The sequence below is a fragment of the Micromonospora matsumotoense genome (assembly GCF_900091525.1).
GTDB lineage: Bacteria > Actinomycetota > Actinomycetes > Mycobacteriales > Micromonosporaceae > Micromonospora > Micromonospora matsumotoensis.
On record NZ_FMCU01000005.1, the window covers coordinates 1 to 16812 of the forward strand.

The 16812-nt window shown below is 67.9% G+C and carries 17 protein-coding genes; 12 read left to right on the forward strand and 5 right to left on the reverse strand.

Translation table 11 applies throughout. The features are described 5' to 3' along the window. A partial coding sequence (locus tag GA0070216_RS11930; protein ID WP_141723060.1) for a transposase occupies positions 1-292 on the forward strand: 292 nt, incomplete at its 5' end. Positions 293-1084: 792 nt separating this feature from the next. Here GA0070216_RS11930 and GA0070216_RS11940 read toward each other — a convergent pair. Together GA0070216_RS11940 and GA0070216_RS11945 are read right to left on the reverse strand one after the other, a co-directional pair. After that, on the reverse strand, positions 1085-2662 hold the full coding sequence (locus GA0070216_RS11940; RefSeq protein WP_091244036.1) for an aminotransferase class I/II-fold pyridoxal phosphate-dependent enzyme: 1578 nt from the start codon (positions 2660-2662) through the stop codon (positions 1085-1087). Then, positions 2662-3984: an NAD(P)/FAD-dependent oxidoreductase gene (locus GA0070216_RS11945; RefSeq protein ID WP_091244040.1), complete on the reverse strand. Its 1323-nt coding sequence runs from the start codon at positions 3982-3984 to the stop codon at positions 2662-2664. The genes GA0070216_RS11940 and GA0070216_RS11945 overlap by 1 nt, the downstream gene beginning before the upstream one ends. 381 nt (positions 3985-4365) lie before the next feature. Between GA0070216_RS11945 and GA0070216_RS11950 the strand changes: the two genes are divergently transcribed. Beyond that, positions 4366-4611, forward strand: coding sequence for a GntR family transcriptional regulator (locus GA0070216_RS11950; RefSeq protein WP_245722453.1), 246 nt, complete (start codon positions 4366-4368; stop codon positions 4609-4611). Between the two features lie 308 nt (positions 4612-4919). On the opposite strand, the gene GA0070216_RS11955 is transcribed toward GA0070216_RS11950, so the two are convergent. Beyond that, on the reverse strand, positions 4920-5933 hold the full coding sequence (locus tag GA0070216_RS11955) for a helix-turn-helix transcriptional regulator (RefSeq protein ID WP_091244043.1): 1014 nt from the start codon (positions 5931-5933) through the stop codon (positions 4920-4922). 142 nt (positions 5934-6075) lie between these two features. Here GA0070216_RS11955 and GA0070216_RS11960 point away from each other — a divergent pair, with 142 nt between their 5' ends. From GA0070216_RS11960 to GA0070216_RS12005, 10 genes are all read left to right on the forward strand, one after another. After that, positions 6076-6477, forward strand: a complete 402-nt coding sequence (locus tag GA0070216_RS11960) for a RidA family protein (RefSeq protein ID WP_245722454.1) — start codon at positions 6076-6078, stop codon at positions 6475-6477. A gap of 66 nt (positions 6478-6543) precedes the next feature. Then, on the forward strand, positions 6544-7797 hold the full coding sequence (locus GA0070216_RS11965; RefSeq protein WP_425413152.1) for an IS701 family transposase: 1254 nt from the start codon (positions 6544-6546) through the stop codon (positions 7795-7797). A 630-nt stretch (positions 7798-8427) separates the two neighbouring features. Beyond that, a complete protein-coding gene (locus GA0070216_RS11970; RefSeq protein ID WP_091244049.1) occupies positions 8428-8946 on the forward strand; it encodes a hypothetical protein in 519 nt (172 codons plus the stop codon). Positions 8947-9240: 294 nt separating this feature from the next. Beyond that, the gene (locus tag GA0070216_RS11975; protein WP_091244053.1) at positions 9241-9864 is read left to right on the forward strand and encodes an isochorismatase family protein; all 624 of its coding nucleotides are present in this window, start codon (positions 9241-9243) and stop codon (positions 9862-9864) included. Continuing rightward, positions 9861-11762, forward strand: coding sequence for an anthranilate synthase family protein (locus GA0070216_RS11980; RefSeq protein ID WP_091244057.1), 1902 nt, complete (start codon positions 9861-9863; stop codon positions 11760-11762). The genes GA0070216_RS11975 and GA0070216_RS11980 overlap by 4 nt, the downstream gene beginning before the upstream one ends. Continuing rightward, the gene (locus GA0070216_RS11985; RefSeq protein ID WP_091244061.1) at positions 11759-12106 is read left to right on the forward strand and encodes a hypothetical protein; all 348 of its coding nucleotides are present in this window, start codon (positions 11759-11761) and stop codon (positions 12104-12106) included. The genes GA0070216_RS11980 and GA0070216_RS11985 overlap by 4 nt, the downstream gene beginning before the upstream one ends. Beyond that, positions 12103-12720: a phenazine biosynthesis FMN-dependent oxidase PhzG gene (phzG, locus tag GA0070216_RS11990; protein WP_218108186.1), complete on the forward strand. Its 618-nt coding sequence runs from the start codon at positions 12103-12105 to the stop codon at positions 12718-12720. Before GA0070216_RS11985 ends, phzG begins: the two co-directional genes overlap by 4 nt. A gap of 41 nt (positions 12721-12761) precedes the next feature. Continuing rightward, entirely contained in the window at positions 12762-14597 is a 1836-nt protein-coding gene (gene asnB / locus GA0070216_RS11995) for an asparagine synthase (glutamine-hydrolyzing) (protein ID WP_091244064.1), read from the forward strand. 29 nt (positions 14598-14626) lie between these two features. Next, complete coding sequence (locus GA0070216_RS12000; RefSeq protein ID WP_091244069.1) at positions 14627-15115, forward strand: PhzA/PhzB family protein; 489 nt, start codon at positions 14627-14629, stop codon at positions 15113-15115. 9 nt (positions 15116-15124) lie between these two features. After that, positions 15125-15535 carry a VOC family protein gene (locus GA0070216_RS12005; protein WP_091244072.1) on the forward strand — a complete coding sequence of 137 codons (411 nt, stop codon included), beginning with the start codon at positions 15125-15127 and terminating at the stop codon, positions 15533-15535. Positions 15536-15729: 194 nt separating this feature from the next. Here GA0070216_RS12005 and GA0070216_RS12010 read toward each other — a convergent pair whose 3' ends face one another. Together GA0070216_RS12010 and GA0070216_RS12015 are read right to left on the reverse strand one after the other, a co-directional pair. Next, entirely contained in the window at positions 15730-16581 is an 852-nt protein-coding gene (locus GA0070216_RS12010; RefSeq protein WP_091244076.1) for a PhzF family phenazine biosynthesis protein, read from the reverse strand. 52 nt (positions 16582-16633) lie between these two features. Continuing rightward, positions 16634-16807 (reverse strand): hypothetical protein, encoded by a 174-nt coding sequence (locus tag GA0070216_RS12015; RefSeq protein ID WP_218108187.1) that lies wholly within the window; start codon positions 16805-16807, stop codon positions 16634-16636. Positions 16808-16812: the final 5 nt, after the last annotated feature.

A 16812-nucleotide genomic window follows, 5' to 3' on the forward strand; every position in this document is an offset into this window, starting at 1 on the left:
CAAGAACCGTGTCGTCGAACACGGCGCCCACCTCGGCGTCGACGTCGAGATCGTCACCAAAGACCCACAGATCAAGGGCTTCAGCGTCGTCAAACGCCGATGGGTCGTCGAACGCACCATCGGCTGGCTCATGCACCACCGCCGACTCGTCCGCGACTACGAAACCCGACCCCACAACTCCGCCAGCATGATCACCCTCGCCATGATCGACAACCTCGCCAAACGCCTCACCACCGAAACCACCCCAACCTGGCGAGAACCCCCACAACCACAACACACACAAAATACGTGAATCAGACGTCCTCTCAGGGGTTCGCCGTCGCCCTGGCTGCCCTGGAAGATCAATGTGCCGGACATCGGCGCGGAGCGCTTGAGCACCCGGGCGCGGATCTGCCTGACGAACACCGGACCGGTCCACTGGCCGACCGCGGAGATCCGGATCCGGGTGAGCAGTCGGGTGAGACGGGCGTCGGTGAAGCGCACCACCCCGTGCACGACGCCCGGGAGGCTGTCCGGCCCCTCGCCGTCGGCCGACCGCTGCCACCCGGTGAGGAGTTCCTGCCGCTGGTCGCTGGTCAACGGCGCGGGCAGGACCCAGGCCACCGCCTCGTCGGAACGGTTGTAGTAGTAGGCGTTGGCCGCGATCGGCGGCTTGCGCTGAGCGTCCGTCCGTTTGGCCTGCTCGACCGCACGGTCGTCCCGTACCGCCTGCTCCGAGGAGGTGATCCGGTTGGCGACCGCGCCGATCACCGTGCCGATCACCGCGCTGGCCGCCGCCCCACCCGCCGCCAACAGCAGCTTCCGCCGGGTGGACCGGTCAACCGGGGCATCCGGCTGTTCGTCCGACGGAGGCTGCGGCGTGGCCGCCGCCGGCGGCCGCGCAGGCGGCGGCTCCGGCTCCTGCGGCGGGGCCGGCGGCGGCTGCGGCCCCCGAGGCGCTGCTGGTGTCGGCTGCGGCTCCGCCGACTTCCGCTGGCCCTTCGCTCGCCTGGATCTGCGTGATGGCACGCCTCTCACCTCCGCACGGCAACCGGATCGCCACGCTACGCCATAGTGGGCCAGGTGCGGATCGGCAGGAAACCCGTCAGCGGGGCGCGCTGCCGAAGGCGCTGGACAGGTAGGCCCGGGAGTCGGCGAGGGCGCCCTCGATGATCCGGGCCGCCTCACGCGCCTCCTCGGGCCGGTGCCCGGCCTGCACCTGGAGCCGGAACCGGGACGAGCCGGTCGGGGTCACCGGGAACTCGACCATGAACGCCAGCACCCCCCGGTCGAAGAGCAGCCGGTTCGCCGTCCGCGCCAGCTTCTCGTTGCCGATCAACAGCGGCACGATCGGGGACGGCTCACCCATGCAGGTCAGGCCCCGGCCGGTCAGCTCGTCGCGGAGGGCGTGGATCGCGGTGAAGAGCCGGGCCCGCAGCGCGTCCCCCTCGGCCGACCGGATGATCCGGGCGGCCTCCCGCACCACGGCGGTCTGCACCGGCGACAGCGCGTTGGAGAAGAAGTGCGAGCCGCCGAACATCTTCACGTACTGCTTCAGGGCCGGTGAGCGGGACGCCACGAAGCCGCCGTTGGAGCAGAACGTCTTGGAGAAGGCCCCCATCACGATGTCGACCTCACCGAGCAGGCCCTGCATCCCCAGCACACCCGTGCCGCCCGGCCCCATCGAGCCCAGGTCGTGCGCCACGTCGACGAGCAGCGTGGCGTCGTGTTCCCGGCAGACCCGTTGCAGGGTGACCAGGTCCGGCCAGTCCGCGTCCACCGAGAAGAGCCCGTCGGTGACCACCAGGATGCCGTTGCGGGTGTCGGTGGCCCGAATCTCGGTCAGGTGCCGGCGGACCGCCTCCACGTTGAGGTGCTCGTAGCGGACCACGTTCCGGGTGGCCGCCCGCGCCCCCTGCTGGAGGCAGGAGTGGGCCAGCCGGTCGATCAGGATGTGGTCCGACTGCCGCACCAGACCGACGACCGCCCCGAAACCGGCCGCCCAGCCGGTCGGGAAGAGCGTCACGTGCTCCAGCCCGACCAGGTCGCCGAGGGCCGCCTCCAGGTCGTCGGAGATCCGGGTGTTGCCGAGCACCATCGGCGAGCCGGCGCTGTGCGGCCCGTAGTCGTGCATCGCCTTCGCCGCCGCCTCCCGGATCCCCGGATGGGTGTTGAACGACAGGTAGTCCTGCGAGTTGAAGTTGATGCCCCGGGCCCGCCGGCCCAGGTCGTTGGTGATCTGGGCGACGCTGTCCGGCGCCGCCTCCAGCACCCGGGAGTACTGCCACGTCTCGGTGCGGCGGCGGGCCTGCACCCAGTCGTAGAAGTCCTCGGTACGGGTCAGCAGGTTGCGCCCGGCGGGCCGGTAGAAGTCGTACGCGTTCTTGTCCAGCGCGTACTCCTCGTCGGGGTCGACGGGATTGCGCAGGTGGGCCGGCTCCCACATCCCGGTCAGCTCCTCGACGACCCGGGCCAGCTCGTCGTCGGCGCCGTCGAGGGAGGCGAGGTCGTCCCACGGGATGTGGGTGACCCAGTTCCGGGTCATCTCGGAGACCTCCGACGCGGTACGCGCCATGGTCTCGAAGTCCCCACGCCGGGCCGCCGCCAGGATGATCCCGATCAGTTCGCCGTCTTCACGCTGGTCCAGGTCGATGGTCACGGTGTCGTCTCCCGGTGGCGTCATCAGGCGAACATGTTCTGCTGGTAGGAGCGGGACGTCTCGGCGAAGTCGGCGAAGACCGCGTGGTCGGCGGAGGACTCCTTCGCGGCGTCGTTGAGCAGGAAGAGATTGGACGCCTGGAAGAACTCCGACACCGGCGCGACGTCGGCGTGCGTGGCGATGAACCGGTCGGTCTCCTGCTGGTTGCCCCGCAACGCGACGAACAACTGCAACTCGTCGTGCCGGTACGGTCGCATCTCGGCGAGGGTGCAGACGTAGTCGTGGTAGGCGGCGGCATTCTGGCTGCGGCGGCGGTCCCCGTAGGCGGTCATCGCCTCGTCGATCGACACGTCGCCGCGCAGCCACCGGTCCAGCGCGGCGCTGACCAGTTCCGCGTCGCGGAAGGCGTGGGTCATGCCGATCGCGGTGCACTGGTCCTTGGCCGACTCGGCGTCACCGACGAGCACCCAGCCGGGCCCGTGCAGGGGCCGGAGGAAGGCCGACTGGTCCAGGGTGCCGTAGATGCGCTCCTCCCGGGTCCCCTTGGCCCGTACCATCTCGCCCAGCTCCGGGCTGACGAAGTCCAGCGCCTTCTGGTAGTTGCCCGGCACGTCGGCGCGGAACTCCCGCGACCACTCACTCGGCCCCCAGACCAGGACCATGTTCTGGTCGAAGTTGGTCGGCACCACCGCGCAGGCCAGCCGGCCGCGCCGGTGCAGCTGCGCCGGGCCCAGATCGAAACCGGACCAGTAGCTCCAGTACGCGAACGTGCAGCGGGGCCGCTCGTCGTACTTCGGCAGCGCGAGGGTACGGGCGACGAACGAGTTGCGGCCGTCGGCGCCGATGACGATCCGGGCGCGTTCCTCGACCGGTTCCCCGTCGGCGGTGCGCCCCCGGATGCCGACGACCTGCCCGTCCTCCACGATCAGCTCCCGGACGGTGAAACCGGTGCGCACCTCGGCACCGGCCCCGGTCGCCGCGTCGATCAGGATCTGGTCGAGCACCCGACGGCGCACCGAGGCGTAGCTCTGCACCACGCCGGAATCGTCGCCGTGCAGGTCCCGGAAGTACTCCCGCAGCAGCTCGACCGGCACCGAGCCGGTCAGCGAGATGCCGTCGTTGACCACCTCGACCGTGGTGTGCGCCGGGGTGACCGCGAGGACCTCGCCCAACAGCCCCCACCGGTTGAGGTAGGACATCCCGTGCGGCCAGAGGAAGTGTGTCGAGATGACGTCGCTGGGGAACGAGGCGCGGTCCACCACCAGCACCCGGTGGCCCTGCCGGGCGAGCAGCAGTGCGGTGGACGCACCCGAACAGCGGGCGCCGATCACGATTGCGTCGTACATCTGCCTCGGTCCTTCTCGGCGTGGCGGAGGCGGGGAGCCGCCCCCGAATGCGGGGAGTCGCCGCAGGTCAACCCGGGTCTGTGGGCGGCCTCGACGGCCATTTGCACCGCATACGCCGCTCGGCCCGGCCAGCCCGAGCGGAGAGCATAGCGTAAGTCCACAGTGGACTTTTGATCGTCACGGCGCACACGCGCAACGGGTGACCGCGTGCCCTTCGGTCGGGTATCCACCACCGGTGGGTCGCCTCGAAGGTGCGGGCGTGTCGACTCCCCTGACCGCCGAATCACTGCGTCACTATCGTCCTGGTGAAGCAGTGAGGGGCTTCCGTGTTCGTCTTCCCGCTCGACACCCAAGTCCGGCGTGCCGTCGTACCTGCAACCCGTGCAGCAAGTCCGCCAGGCGGTGCTGCTGGGCTTCCTCCAACCCGGCGACCGCCTCCCGCTCATCCGCGAGGTGGTCGAGGACCTGGCGATCAATCCGAACACCGTCGCCAAGGTGTACCGGCAGATGGAGCAGGAGAACCTGGTCACCGGCCGGCCCGGCCAGGGCACGTTCGTCAACGAACAGCAGTCGGCCGTGATGTCGGCATCGACGTACACCTCGCTGCGTCGCGGCCTGGCGACCTGACTGGTCGGCATATGCCGCTGGGGCAGCCCACGACGGTCGCAACGTCAGCCGGGGCGAATCGATGTCACATCCGTGGCACCTCCCACAGCTGCGCCCCCGGGCGGGGCAGGATGCAAGGGTGCCGGATTCCACCGCCCACAGCAGCGGTATGAGCACGAACCGGATCCCGCACAACACCTTGTGATCTTCGAGGGGCTTACGGCCCGGGTAACGGTGTCGCCGTGGTGGTCGTGGCGGCAGCAGCGGCGCGATCTCGCCCCAGAGTTCGTCCGAGACGACCCGTCGCGGCCGCTCACCTCTCCTCACGTTCAGACAGAACGATCCTCACCTCCCAAGGAGAGTAAGGCAGGCGGCGAGGATTCGTCATAGAGGTTGGCGATCGTCGCCGCCCGGCGGCTTAGAGCAACTCGTAGGGAGGGCGGGGAAAGCGCCTCCGCGTCGTCGCCGAGTTGCCACACGGCCCAGATGGCGTGTCGCAAGTTCTCGAAGATAACGTTGAGGCGCAGCCAGCCGCCAGTGTCGGGCTCTTCGGCTCGAACGGCCACGGCGCTGGCCAGCAGTTCCTCGCGCCATGTCGGGGCGACCCTGACCGACACGGCAATGTGGTCGGCAGACAGGAACCGCACGCACCGTTGCTTCCAAATCAGGTCGAGGTCGACCTGATCGGTGCGTTGCGCCCGCTCGGCGAGTTCCTCAGCAGCCAGCACTCGCGATAGCCGGTAGGTGCGGTCCTCGCCGTCGCGGGTCGCGAGCAGGTACATCCGGTCGCGGACGGTCACTAGGCCTACTGGGTCGACCGTGCGCCACTGTGGGTTCTGGTCACGTGCTGCGTAGTGAATGCGCAGCCGGTTTCCGGCGACCACGGCGCGCCGGACTTCCAGCATGGTGGTGTCAGGAACATCCTTGGGGACCTGTCGGCGGGAAAGTAGGTCGGTCTCTGGCTCCACGAGTAGCCGCTGCGCTGCGTCGCTGACGGTGACCCGGTGACGGTCGGGCAGCGCGTCCACGACCTTGCGGATGGCCGAGGAGAGTGCGGCGCCGAGACCGAAGACTTGTTCGCCACGTGCGGAGGCGGCGGTCACCAGGGCCAGCGTTTCGTCGTGGTTGAGGCCGGTGAGCTCGGCGCGAAAGCCGGGCAGCAGGGCGACGCCTCCGTGGCGGCCACGCTCGGTGTAGACGGGCACACCGGCGGCGGACAGGGCTTCGATGTCGCGCAGCACCGTTCGCGTGGAGACCTCGAGTTCTCGAGCCAGGGTGTCGACGGTCAGTTGACCTCGCTGGCGGAGGAGCAACGTCAGCGAGACAAGCCGATCGGCGCGCACGAGGTGACTCTAGCGAGCGACTGCGTCGGAATACATGACCAAGGATGTCATGATTTCTTGTGACACTCGTCCGCAGGAGCTCGTAGTGCCGTCTGCTCGGGTCGCAGGCCGAGTCCGTCCTCAATGGATCAAGGGAGAAACTGTGGCAGTAGAGCGCATCGCGGTCAACCCGGTGAACTGGTCGCTCGAGATGGGTTTTAACCAGGGTGAGATCGTTTCTGGTCAGACCCGGACGCTGTACGTTTCCGGGCAGACGGCGATGGGCCCGGAAGGCAAGCCCGAGCACGACGGCGATATCGCCGCGCAGTTGGCGCTGTGCGTCGACAACCTGGAGGCCGTGCTGAAGGAAGCGGGCATGACCCTCGCGAACCTCATCCGGTTGAACGTCTACACCACCGACGTCGACCAGTTGTTCCCCCACTACGGCGTGCTCGCTGGTCGATTGGGGGCCGCAGGCGTGGCACCGACCACGACGATGCTCGGGGTGGCGCGCCTGGCGATTCCCGGCCAGATGGTCAAGCTCGAAGGTACCGCCGTCGCCTGAGTCGACCTCGCCACGGTTGCTGCTCGTACCGGCTCGTCCGGCGCGGTAGCTGGCAGATTGGGTGACCTGGTGACTAACCGCCTGCCGCCCGGCTGGGCTCCGCGACTACGGCAACTGACGGATCGTGTAGGACACGTGTTCGCCCGCCCCGAGCCCCGCGTCGTCTTCCATGACATGGTCGAGGGACTGCTGTCGGATCTGCCGAAGAAGAACTGCTGGTCCTTGTCCGAACGGGCCGGGCACAGCCATCCGGGCCGAATGCAGGCGCTGCTGTCGCGGGGCGCTTGGAGCGCCGACGCCTTGGAGGCCGAGGTCCGCTCTTACGTGATCGAGCACCTGGGCGACCCGGACGCCATGCTTGTCATCCGCGACGCCCAGGTGATCAAGCGGGGTGATAGATCAGTCGGGGTCGGGCCGCAGCACTGCACGATCACTAACCGGATCGAGAACTGCCAGGTCGCGGTAATGCTGGCGTACGCCGCCCCGTCCGGGACGGCGTATATCGGCCATCGCCTGCACCTGCCGCGAACCTGGATCGCCGACTCGACACGCTGCAGGAAGGCGGGCATTCCCGCGAACGTCGCGTACGCCTCCCGACCGGACCAGGCAGTCGAACTGCTGGCCGAAGCAGTCGGTGCGGCGGTGCCGTTCAGTTGGGTCAGCCTCGATGACGGATACGCCCAGCATCCGCGGGTCCGCGACTGGTGTGTTCAGCACGCTCTGCCGTACATCGCGGCGGTGCCGGCCACGCTGCCACTGATCAAGGTCGGCGCGACCAGGCAAGCCGCCGCGACCGGCCCTGATCAGATACTCGGCCACATCGCCGACAGCTACTGGCATCGCCGGACCAACAGGGAGACCGGACGCTCGCACGACTGGGCACTCGTCGGGCTAGGCGGCAGTCTGCTGGTCGGTGGTGAGGTTCCCACCCGGGGATTCGCACAGTCGCTCATGGTGCGGCGGTCGGTCAACGACCCCGACGATGTCGCCTACTTCGTGGCCCACGCTCGCCGTCGCACGCCCGCGTCCGTCGTCATCGGCGCCGCGGAGAGGCGATTCTGTCCCGTCCAGACGAATCGTACTGGCGGCGAGTTGATTGGCCTCGACCAGCACCAGGTGCGCACATGGACGGCCTGGCATCACACGATCACCACCTGCATGGTCGCTCACGCCTTCCGCGCGGTGCAACACGCAGCGCCGTCCGATACTCGCGCACCTGCTCGGCAGCCCCGGCAGGTCGCGGCTTGCCGCCTCGGGGTGAGCGCAGGTGCAGCGAGCTGCACGCTCCGCAGCGGCTCAGGAGGCCGTCGGACTTCGTGACAGCGTGTCCGACCAGGCGCTGATAAGACGTCAGTTGCGGGTCGATCTGGCTGGCGTCGGGCCAAACTGCCGTAGGTCCGACGACGCGACACCAGCCCTGGCGGATGCCAGGGCGAGCACCTCGCGATGCGAGGCCCTGCCATCGTTCCCGCCCGGCCGCAATAGTACGACGTACCGCCGTCCGGATCGGACGATTGCACCCATTTATGCTCTATCCGGACCGTCACCATCCGGCATTCCGCCGGTTCACGACACGTGGCATCACCCGCGCGGCGGGAATGTTGCAAAGCTCATGGTGGCCGCCATGAGACCAAGATCCGCAACTGTAGTGCACAACTTGGGCCGGCGCGTTTTGGGGGCATCCTTCCGGAAGGCGAAATTCGAAGACTCGGGTTCTTGCTGGTAGTAAGCATGACTCGGCGGCACAACACTTGCCGGACGATTCATGATGTTGAAATATTGTCGCCACTCGAAGCATAATGTGTCTTGACAGGGCCAGATGTGGGCTGTTGTATCAATGCCATCAGGACGCCGGAACGGCAAACCGGCGACCATGAGCCGTGTTCGTCGAATGACGCATATATGAGCGCCTCGAACCCTGGTAATCCTTCCGATTAGGGAGAGATAGTCATGGCGGGAATCAAGCGTACGCTGCCCATTGGTGCCGCCAGTATTCGGCTGGTCGCCGGCACGCTCTTCGGTGCCAAATCCGCCTACGGTCAGACCGATACGAACAGTCCACAGCCGGTCCACGCCAACCATTCCGCCGGACACGAGGCGCACGCCCGGGTGCCGGGATTCGTCGCGCCGACCGCGGCCGCCACACCGGTGCCCGTACCTAGCGTCGCCGCCCTCCAGGTCGGTGCCCAAATACCCGCTGAGCTGCTCACCCTCCTCGGTCGGCGGATCGTGGCGAAGGACGTCGACGGGATCATCGCACTCCAGGAGCGCGAGGCGGTAATCATCGACTGGGACGGGTCGGTCATCCACGGCCTTGCCGCCATTCGCCGTTCTACGGCGAGTGGTTCAGATCAGACCCAATCTTCCAGGTCAACCCCACTCCAGGTCGTGGAGGCCGGCGGAACGCGCGTCGGAAACACGGTGATAGGTCGCTCGGCGTCCGTGATGGACATCTATACGCTCGAATAAGATGGACCCGAGGTCACCCGGTGGGCTTCTCCGGAGACTTTCACGACATCGTTCGCCAGCAACTGAACGGCACGTGGCTTTACATCCAGGACAATCCCTACCCGCCGCACAGCTGATCAACTCATCCGCTGACCGCATCTCTCTCACGCACTCTAAGCATGTCGGGAAGTGGCCCGCCGCCGATTGACCGGCCTAATCGACTGCGGGTCATACCCGAAGTAGCCAGCGAATGTCGAGATGTCCGAGGTTGGGAGAGAGTGTGAACGTCCTGACGAAACAGGCTGAGGAGAAGCCGTGCCGGGCTTGACACCGATCGCCGCCTATCCGCTTCCGACCCCAGGTGACCTGCCCGCCAACATCGCGCAATGGACCCTTGACCCCAGCCGGGCAGCGCTGCTCGTGCACGATATGCAGCGCTACTTCCTCAGCCCGTTCGCCCCATCGTTGCGTGAGCCGCTCGTAGGCAACTGTGTCCGGGTACGCGAGCGGTGCGGCGAACTCCGCGTGCCGACCTACTACACAGCTCAACCGGGAGGCATGACCGAGCAGGAGCGCGGCCTACTCAAGGACATCTGGGGTCCGGGCATGAGCGTGCGGCCCGGCGACCGGGAGATCGTCACCGAACTCGCGCCCGGGCCGACGGACCAGGTGCTCACCAAGTGGCGCTACAGCGCTTTCCACCGCTCGGATCTGCTGGCCCGGCTGCGCGAGCAGGGCCGTGACCAGCTCATCGTCTGCGGGGTCTACGGGCACGTCGGGGTACTGGCCACCGCCCTCGATGCGTTCACCAACGACATCCAGCCTTTCCTCGTCGCCAACGCCATCGGTGACTTCTCCGCTGAGTATCACCAGCTGACGCTCGACTACGCGGCCGCTCGATGCTCGGTGGTCACCACCACTGAGGGGGTCTTCCCGTGAACGCGCCGCGCCTGCTTCAGCAGCTCATCGATCCCGGTCGGGGCGCGTTCGCCCTGCTGCACCGCCCCGAGTCGGTGGGCGGCGACCGGGTGGAGATCCTGCGTGGCCGGATCAGCACTGTCGCCCGACTCGCCGACGTACCGCTCCACGGGGCCGCGCCGGGCGGCGAAGCCCTGCACGAGACGCTGGTGCTGGTTCCGCACCAGCAGATCACCGAGCGGGGATTCACCGCCGTCGTGGACGGGTCACCCTTGATCGCCCTGTCGGTGACCGAGCAGGGTTCAATGACCAAGGCCGAAGCCTTCGAACACCTGCCGGACGATCCGATCAGCCTCACCGGCGGAGGCTTCGACACCGAGGATGGCGCCTACGCCGACACCGTGCGTGCGGTGCTCGCCAACGAGATCAGCACCGGCGCCGGCTCGAACTTCGTCATCAAGCGGTCATACGTCACCACTGTCACCGGGTACTCTCCGCGCACCGCGCTGAGCCTCTTCCGCCGGCTGCTCGCCCGGGAGACCGGCGCTTACTGGACCTTCCTCGTGCACACCGGCACGCGGACGTTCGTCGGTGCCACCCCGGAACGGCACGTCAGTCTGCGCGGTGGGGTGGCGGCAATGACCCCGATCAGCGGCACCTACCGCTACCCGAGGACCGGACCGGTCCTGTCGGAGATCCTCGACTTCCTCACCGACGGCAAGGAGACCGACGAGCTTTACATGGTCCTCGACGAGGAACTCAAGATGATGGCTCGGGTGTGCGATGGCGGAGGCCGCGTGGTCGGTCCGTTCCTGCGACAGATGGCGTGGCTCGCGCACACCGAGTACAACATCGAGGGCCCGAGCAGTCTGGACCCCCGGGACATCCTTCGGGAGACCATGTTCGCCCCGACCGTGACCGGCAGTCCGCTGGAGAACGCCTTCCGGGTGATCGCCCGCTACGAACCGCACGGCCGCGGATACTACGGCGGCATCGCCGCCCTGATCGGCCGGGACGCCGACGGCGTGCGGGCCCTGGATGCCGCCATCATGATCCGCACCGCTGACATCCTTCCCTCGGACACCGACGGCAGCGCCCGCGTCGAGGTCGGCGTCGGCGCCACGCTCGTCCGGCACTCCGATCCCGACGCCGAGGTCGTCGAGACCCACACCAAGGCCGCCGGTGTCCTCTCGGCGCTGGGCATCCGCGAACGCCTCGACGGGCACCCACTGATCCGGCAGGCGCTCGACCGCCGGAACACGGCGATCGCGAGCTTCTGGCTCAGCGACGCTGAGACCCGCATCCGGCCGCAGCCGACTCTTGCCGGGCGGCGAGCCTTGATCATCGACGCCGAGGACGCCTTCAGCTCGATGCTGGCCCACCAGTTGCGGGCGCTCGGACTGACGGTGCAGGTGCACCAGTCCGATGCCCACCACAGGTTCGACGACCACGACCTCGTCGTCCTCGGTCCCGGCCCCGGCGACCCGCGCGACACCGTCGACCCGCGGATGGAACACCTCACCGAGGTGATCGGCCAACTCCTCGCCCGGCGTACCCCGTTCCTGGCGGTGTGCCTGAGCCACCAACTGCTGTGCCGGCACCTCGGCCTGCCGTTGCGGCGCCGGGACGTACCCAACCAGGGCGTCCAGCGCGAGATCGACCTGTTCGGCACCCCGGTACGGGTTGGCTTCTACAACTCCTTCGTGGCGCACGCACGGATGGCGCAGTTCCACAGTCCCGAGGCGGGCGAGGTGCACGTCAGCCACGACCCCGCCACCGGTGAGGTGCACGCCCTACGCGGAGCGCACTTCAGCTCGGTGCAGTTCCACCCGGAGTCGGTGCTCACTCAGAACGGCGAGCGCGTGCTGGGCGATCTGCTGGCATCGCTGACCCAAATCGAGGAGGTCATGAACGCATGAAAGCCGCCGTCTCCTGGTGGGACCTTGCCGGGTCCGCCCAGACCATCGACTCACTGCGCGACTACCTGCGTGAGGAGGGTGTCGAACCGTGGGAGCGGGTGCACGGCATGCGCCTCAAGTTCTGGATCTCCGATCGCGAGACCAACCGCTGGGGCGCGGTCATGCTGTGGGACGCCAACGCCGACCTGACCGCGCCGATGCCGCCGAACCGGGCCGCCGAGCTGATCGGGTACCCGCCCACTGTGCGGATCCTGACCGACGTGGAGGCCATCGTGGAAGGAATCCACGCAGGGCAGTCCGGCGACCGTGGGTTGGCCTTCGGCCCCGTCCGGAACCCGTCGTGAGTACGTCGACGCAGCACCTGGGTGTCGACGTGTTCGACACTCCACCCGACGAGCCGATGGGCCTGCTCCGTACCTGGCTGGACGCGGCGCGGGCCGACGCCGTACGCGAGCCGGGTGCCCTGGCACTGGCGACCGCAGACACCGACGGTCGCCCGTCGACCCGGATCGTGCAGGTGCTCGCTGTCCGCGACACCGGACTGGTGTTCGCCAGTCACGCCGACAGCCGCAAGGGTCGGGAGTTGGCGGCGAACCGCTGGGCGGCGGGTGTCTTCTACTGGCGCGAGGTAGCCCGCCAGGTGGTCGTCAGCGGGCCGACCGGCCCGCTGAGCGCCGACGAGGCCGACGCCCTGTGGGTGGCCCGGCCGGCCGCCGCCCACCCGATGTCGGTGGCGTCGCAGCAGAGCGCGCCCCTGACCGAAGAGGACGCGTTGCGCGAGCGGGCCCGGAAGCTCGGCGAAGACGGTGTGCCGCTGCCCCGTCCGGCTGCCTGGCTGGGCTACCTACTGGAGCCCGAGTCGATCGAGTTCTGGCAGTCCGACCCGGGCCGGTTGCACCGCCGGTTGCGCTTCGACCGCGACGGCACCGGATGGCGGTCCGGCCGCCTCCAACCCTGACCACACCCGGACAGCGAGTTCGAGAGAAGCAGGTAGACGAGATGTGTGGAATCGCGGGCTGGGTCTCATACCACCGTGACCTGACGCAGCACCGGGTCGATCTGGACGCGATGACGGCGACCATGGCCTGCCGGGGTCCGGACGCGGGCGGTGTCCACCTGGACCGGCACGCCGGGGTCGGCCACCGCAGGCTCGCCGTCATCGACGTCGAGGGCGGTGTTCAGCCCATGTCGGTGCAGACCGACGACGGTACGGTGACGATCACCTACAGCGGTGAGGTGTACAACTTCGGCGAGCTGGGCGGCGAACTACGGCGCCGTGGCCACCGGTTCCGGACCCGCAGCGACACCGAGGTGGTGCTGCACGGCTACCTGGAATGGGGCGAGGCGGTCGCCGAACGGCTCAATGGGATGTACGCCTTCGCTGTGTGGGACTCCCGGATCGAGAAGCTGGTGCTGATCCGTGACCGGCTCGGCGTCAAGCCGCTCTACTACTACCGCACCGATGACGGGGTGCTCTTCGGCTCCGAGCCCAAGGCGATCCTCGCCAACGCCCTGGCCGAGCGCGCCGTCGACCTCGAGGGGATCCGGGAGCTCGTCAGCTTCACCCAGACGCCGGGCAGCGCCATCTGGTGCGGGATGAACGAGGTGCTGCCCGGGGGCGTCGTCACCGTCGACCACGCCGGCCTGCGCGAGCACCGATATTGGACGCTGCCAAGCCGCCCGCACACCGACGACCTGCAGACCACCATCGCCAACGTGCGATCGTTACTCAAAGACGTGGTCGAGCGCCAACTGGTCTCCGATGTGCCGCGCTGCACCCTGCTGTCCGGTGGGCTGGACTCGAGCGTGATCACCGCCCTCGCCGCCGCCAAGCTCGGCGAGCGCGGCGAGAAGGTCCGCAGCTTCTCGGTGGACTTCACCGGCCGCGAGAACGACTTCGTCCCCGACGAGCTGCGTGCCACCAACGACGCCCCCTACGCACGGGGGGTGGGCGCGCACGTCGGCTCGCTGCACGAGTCAGTGGTGCTCAACCACCAGGCCATCGCCGACCCGGCGGTACGGCGGGCGGTGATCACCGCGCGAGACAGCCCAGTCAGCCTCGGTGACATGGATACCTCGCTGTACCTGCTGTTCCAGGCGATCCGCCAGCACTCCACGGTGGCACTGTCCGGCGAGTCCGCCGACGAGGTCTTCGGCGGCTACCGGTGGTTCTTCCAGCCGGAGGCACAGGCAGCAGCGACCTTCCCCTGGATGGCGGTGTTCATCAGCGGCGCGAAGGCGCAGGTGTCGGATCGGTTTAACGCCGACATCACTGCCGCCCTCGACCTGCCGGGCTACATCAGTGCCCGGTACGCCGAAGCGCTCACCGAGATCGAGCGTGTCGACGGTGAGAGTGACCATGAGTTCCGGATGCGCGAGATGTGCTACCTACATCTGACCCGCTTCGTCCGGATGTTGCTGGAGCGCAAGGACCGGGTCAGCATGGCCGTCGGGCTGGAGGTCCGGGTGCCGTTCTGCGACCACCGGCTGGTCGAGTACGTCTACAACACCCCGTGGTCGATGAAGACCTTCGACGGGCGGGAGAAGAGCCTGCTGCGCGCCGCGACCGCCGACCTGCTCCCCCGGTCGGTCCTCGACCGAGTGAAGGCCCCCTATCCAGCCACGGTCGACCCGATGTACACCGGCGTCCTGCTCGAGCAGTGCAAGGACCTGCTCATGACCGACGGCCCTGTGTTCAACCTGGTCGACCGCGAATACCTGGAGAACATCACCCGCGCATCGGGCGCACTGCCGATCGATGTCCGCATCGGCATGGAGCGGGTGCTCGACCTGAGTACCTGGCTGGACATCTATCGCCCCGACATCCGGTTCTGATCTGACCGCCAGCTGAGAAGGGACTTCCGATGACGACCGAGACCCCGCTCCAAGGGTTCACCGACGACCTGGACCTGCGCATCCGCAACCGCGCCACGGTCACCGACTACATGAGCCGCAAGGGCGAGAACCGGCTCACCCGATACCTGCTGTTCACGGAGGACGGCAGCGCCGGCCTGTGGACCACCGACACCGGACAGCCGGTCGCCTCCCACGGGCACGACAAGCTCAGGGCGCACGGAGAGTGGTCGCTACGCATGTTCCCCGACTGGGAGTGGACCAACGTCGAGATCTTCGAGACACAGGACCCGAACCGGTTCTGGGTCGAGTGCGACGGCGAGGGTCAGATCCTCTACCCCGCGTACCCGCCCGGGCACTACCGCAACCACTTCATCCACGCGTTCGAGCTCGACAACGGCAAGATCCGCCGCCAGCGGGAGTTCATGAACCCGTTCCAGCAGCTACGGGCGCTGGGCATCGAGGTCCCGACGATCGATCGCGGCGGAATCCCCACCTAGGAGCATCCGATGACCGCTCAGCTCAACCCGTACATAGCCTTCAACGGCAACGCCCGGGAAGCACTGGAGTTCTACCGCGAGGTCCTCGGCGGCGAGTTGGAGACCGGCACGTTCACCGAGTACGGCGCGTCCGACGTGATGGCCGCCGACAAAATCATGCACGCGGTGCTCACCACCCCGGACGGATTCACCCTGATGGCTTGGGACGTTCCCGAACGGGTGCCGTTCCACCCGGGCAACAACGTCGCCCTGTATCTCGGCGGAGACGACCCCGCGCTGCGCGGACACTTCCAGCGGCTGTCGACTGGCGGCACGGTGACGATGGCGCTCAACAAGCAGGTGTGGGGCGACGAGGCCGGCTCGTTCATCGACCAGTTCGGGATCTTCTGGATGATCAACATCACCCAGCGGCAGGCCTGACCCTCCTCGGGACCTCGGTCACCGCTCACCTCTGAGTCGGTGACCGACGATGGCGATGTGCTCCGCACTTGCCTGATCCACCGGCACAGCAGCCACGATGTATGCCCGCTCGCCGTCGTCGAGCGGGCATACATCGTCGACATGACCTGCCGATGGATCGCAGCCCCCACGTTCCGCCGGCGTGACCGCCCGGATTACGTGTGGAGCGTCGCGCGGGCCACCACGACCGCGGATCCGGCAACCTGGACCGTTTCGATCCGGTCCGGGGCACCGGTGGCCCGGGCTCGCATGGTCGATGGGCGACCGATCTCGACGCCCTGTTGGATCTCGATCCACACACCGAACGGAATCAGGCCGTGCCGAGCCAGATGCACCGCCAGCGAACCGGCCGCCGAACCGGTGGCGGCGTCCTCGACCACGCCGTAGGCGGGCGAGAACATGCGCAGCCGCCACTGAGTGCCGGAACCCGCGAAGCAGTTGGCGGCCATGTCGGGCAGCCGAGCGAGAGTGCGCTGGTCGGGCTGCAGCGCGGACAGCTCGGGCACGCTCGGCAGACCGACGAACACGTGCCGCGGCCCGTTGTGGTAAACCTCTACCGGCAGGACACCGTCGGCGGCCGCGACGCCTAGCCCGGCGAGCAGCTCATCCGCCCGTTCGTAGTTCTCCCAGGTGGGGATGGGTTGCCACATGCTCGCCGAGCCGTAACCATCCTGAGTGGCACGCTCGATGTCGAACGTCACCGTTCCCATGGCGGTCTCCATCCGGATTTCTCCCCCCGGCTTCAACTCGCTGAGCACGATCGCGGCGCCCAACGTCGGGTGTCCAGCGAACGGCAGCTCGTTGACCGGGGTGAAGATGCGGACCCGCACATCACCATCCTTCTGTGGCGGCAACACGAAGACCGTCTCCGACAGGTGCATCTCGTTTGCGATCTGCTGCATCCGCTCGGCAGACAGGGCTGCCGCGTCCAGGAAGACCGCGACCGGGTTGCCCTCCAGCGCAGTCTCCGTGAAGACATCCGCCACCACGTACTCGTGAGTGCCCACAGGTTCTCTCCAGCCGGGGATCGTCGGGTCAATGCTTGTCGAACAACACCTGCTAGCGGGCGACCGCCTGCTCGGTCACTGCACGCTCGGCGTACGTGGGCCGGAACGGGTCCGCGGCCGGCGGCAACGCGCCGTACATGAGCAGGGCGGCCGTCAGCAGCAGACGCGTCTTGGTTGCGGTGAGGTTGTTGCCGACGATGAACGTCGGGTCGGTCCGGTACGCCATGCCAC